The 2653-nt window shown below is 65.9% G+C and carries 2 protein-coding genes and 2 pseudogenes; 3 read left to right on the top strand and 1 reads right to left on the bottom strand.

Features of this window, described 5'->3' with window-relative positions:
* A partial coding sequence (locus AABA86_RS33060; protein WP_338309732.1) for a TlpA disulfide reductase family protein occupies positions 1–436 on the bottom strand: 436 nt, incomplete at its 3' end.
* 101 nt (positions 437–537) lie between these two features.
* Here AABA86_RS33060 and argH point away from each other — a divergent pair.
* The 3 genes and pseudogenes from argH to AABA86_RS33045 form a co-directional block, all read left to right on the top strand.
* Positions 538–1936, top strand: a pseudogene (gene argH / locus AABA86_RS33055) (argininosuccinate lyase).
* 94 nt (positions 1937–2030) lie between these two features.
* A complete protein-coding gene (lptM, locus tag AABA86_RS33050) occupies positions 2031–2327 on the top strand; it encodes an LPS translocon maturation chaperone LptM (protein WP_212247211.1) in 297 nt (98 codons plus the stop codon).
* Positions 2328–2350: 23 nt separating this feature from the next.
* Positions 2351–2653 (top strand): annotated as a pseudogene (locus tag AABA86_RS33045) (diaminopimelate decarboxylase); the annotation flags it as partial.

Genomic DNA, 2653 nt, shown 5'->3' with positions numbered 1-2653 from the left:
TCTTCGGCTTCTCGGCGTCGCGGGTGTCGATATTGATCGCCACCACTTCGAAATTCGGGCCCGACAGCTTGCCCTGGAGCTCGTCCAGCGCCGGCATTTCCTTCCGGCACGGCACGCACCAGGTGGCCCAGAGGTTCACCAGCAGCGTCTTGCCGCGAAAATCGGACAGCTTTTTCGGCTTGCCGTCGGCGTCCTCGAAGGCGAGGTCGGGCAGCTTGAGGGGCGCGCTCGCCATGGTCAGCGCCGCCAGCTCGCCATGGGCGAGGGGGGCGATTTTCTGGGCCGTCGCCACCGCCGGCTTGCAGGTGGGATCGCCGCCAGGCGACCGGCCCAGGCCCAGTCCGTACAGCGCGGCGAAGCCGGCCAGCCCTCCGACCGCCACGGTGGCGATGACGAGGGGGACCCGGCGCGTGGCGGAGGGCGTCTTGTCGAGCATATCGTTTGTCATCCGGTCGCAGATATGGCTATCAGGGGCCTCTTAATACGGCTGGCGGCGGCCAGCAAACGTGCGGCAAATCAAGGCGTGAGCAGGGGATCATGAGCAACAAGATGTGGGGCGGCCGGTTCTCGGAACGTCCCGACGAGATCATGGAAGAGATCAACGTCTCCATCGACGTCGATCGTCACCTCTTCGCCCAGGACATTGCCGCGTCCAAGGCCCACGCTGCGATGCTGGCCAGCCAAGGCATCATCACGGGCTCTGATGCGAAAAATATCAGCAAGGGTCTAGACACGATTTTGTCAGAGATCGGCAAGGGCGGCTTCGAGTTCAAGCGCGCGCTGGAGGACATTCACATGAATGTCGAGAGCCGCCTGTCCGAGCTGATCGGCCCCGCCGCCGGCCGCCTGCACACCGCGCGCTCGCGCAACGACCAGGTCGCGACCGATTTCCGTCTCTATGTCCGCGACGTCCTCGACGAGACCGACGCCGCGCTCGCCGCGTTCCAGGCCGCGCTGGTCAATCGCGCGCTGGAGCATGCCGCAACCGTGATGCCCGGCTTCACCCATCTGCAGACCGCACAGCCCGTGACCTTCGGCCATCATCTGCTCGCCTATGTCGAGATGGCCGCGCGCGACCGCGGCCGTTTCCAGGATGCGCGGAAGCGGCTCAATGAATCCCCGCTCGGCGCCGCCGCGCTGGCCGGCACCTCGTTCCCGATCGACCGTCACGCCACCGCGAAGGCATTGGGCTTCGATCGTCCGATGGCGAACTCGCTCGATGCGGTCTCCGACCGCGACTTCGTGCTGGAGACGTTGTCGGCGGCCTCGATCTGTGCCGTGCACATGTCGCGCTTCGCCGAGGAGATCGTGATCTGGACCTCGCCGCTGGTCGGCATGATCCGGCTCAGCGACAAGTTCACCACCGGCTCCTCCATCATGCCGCAGAAGCGCAATCCGGATGCCGCCGAGCTGGTGCGTGCCAAGACCGGCCGCGTCATCGGCGCGCTCAANNGGTCTCCTGATCGTGATGAAGGGCCTGCCGCTCGCCTATCAAAAGGACATGCAGGAGGACAAGCAGGGCGCCATGGAGGGCTTTGCCGCGCTGTCGCTGGCGATCCGCGCCATGACCGGCATGGTCCGCGACCTCGAGCCTGACGAAGCCAGGATGAAGGCGGCTGCGGGCGAGGGCTATGCCACCGCGACCGACCTTGCCGACTGGCTGGTGCGGACGCTGAAAATGCCGTTCCGCGAGGCCCATCACGTCACCGGCCGCATCGTCGCCAAGGCCGCCGAGGGCGGCGTGGCGCTGCACGAGCTGCCGCTCAAGGAGATGCAGGCGATCGAGCCGAAAATCACCAAGGACGTGCTCGGCGTGCTCTCGGTCGAATCGTCGGTGAAGAGCCGCACCAGCTTCGGCGGCACTGCGCCGAAGAACGTGGCGTCGCAGGCCAAGGCCTGGGCGAAGCGGCTGGAAAAAGAGCGGAAATTGGGCTGAGGGGCAAAATTTCGCTTATGTTTCATGGTCATCCGGCTCTCGCCAGAGCGCGCCAATCTCTGTATGGTGCGGCCCGCGTAGTGGGGATTTCGTCGTGACGTCAAAGTTTCGCCCGGCCGGCTCGGGGTGGGCCATCATTGTCTTGAGCCTGACGGCGCTCGCGCTGGCCGGCTGCGGCCGCAAGGGTCCGCTGGATCTGCCGCCGACCGCTTCCGACGCGCCTACGGCCAACGTCGCAGCTCCAGCCGACACCGAGACCGCAGCCCAGAAGACGTCGAGCATGTTCAATCCCACCTCATCAGGTGCGGATGCCGCGCCGGCGGCGGCCAAGGGCCGGAAGAAACCGTTTATTCTCGACCCGCTCCTGGACGAACCTCCCGGCAAGAAATAAGCCGGGACAACCGAGCCTAAGCCATGAACCATTTCGACTATCGCAACGGCGTGCTGCACGCCGAGGCGGTGAACCTGTCCGAGCTGGCCGCGACCGTCGGCACGCCGTTCTATTGCTATTCGACCGCGACGCTGGAGCGGCACTATCGCGTCTTCACCGAGGCCTTCGCGGGCGAGAAGGTGCTGGTCTGCTACGCCATGAAGGCGAACTCCAACCAGTCGGTGCTGCGCACGCTGGCCAAGCTCGGCGCCGGCGCCGACGTGGTCTCGGGCGGCGAGTTGAAGCGCGCGCTGGCCGCCGGCATTCCGCCAAGCAAGATCCTGTTC

Source organism: Bradyrhizobium sp. TM233, from assembly GCF_036247965.1.
Taxonomy (GTDB): Bacteria; Pseudomonadota; Alphaproteobacteria; order Rhizobiales; family Xanthobacteraceae; genus Bradyrhizobium; species Bradyrhizobium ottawaense.
The sequence above is the reverse complement of the archived record's forward strand: the minus strand, read 5'-3'. Positions and strand labels throughout refer to the sequence as shown.